We start from the raw sequence: 386 nt of genomic DNA on the forward strand, positions 1-386 counted from the left end.
ATTCCTTACGGGCCTCTTGCTTTTGGGATACTAGGTGGTAAATATACAGAAGATTTCAAATTGAATAAAGGAGATTGGCGTCAAAGTGTAAATCTATTTGAAGAGAATACATATAAGAGTAACTTTAAGAAAGTTGAAAAATTAAAAGACTTAGCTAAAGAAAAGGATCTCGAATTATCGCATTTAGCTTTAGCGTGGTTATTAAACCAAAAAGGAATTGATACTGTTATTCCTGGTGGGAAACGAGCGGAGCAAATAAGAGAAAGTGTAAGAGCGGTGGAAGTTTCATTGAATGAAAAAGTCATGAAAGAGATTGAATCTATTTTAGAAGATTAATTGAAAGGGGGATAGTTTCCTCTTTTTATCCCGCTTTAATGGGCAGTAAG

General features: G+C 34.2%; 1 protein-coding gene. It reads left to right on the forward strand.

Annotated elements, in window-relative coordinates; translation table 11 throughout:
* A partial coding sequence (locus MR079_RS28525; RefSeq protein ID WP_242295096.1) for an aldo/keto reductase occupies nucleotides 1-336 on the forward strand: 336 nt, incomplete at its 5' end.
* Nucleotides 337-386: the final 50 nt, after the last annotated feature.

This window comes from Bacillus cereus group sp. BfR-BA-01381 (assembly GCF_022663555.1).
Lineage (GTDB): Bacteria > Bacillota > Bacilli > Bacillales > Bacillaceae_G > Bacillus_A > Bacillus_A pacificus.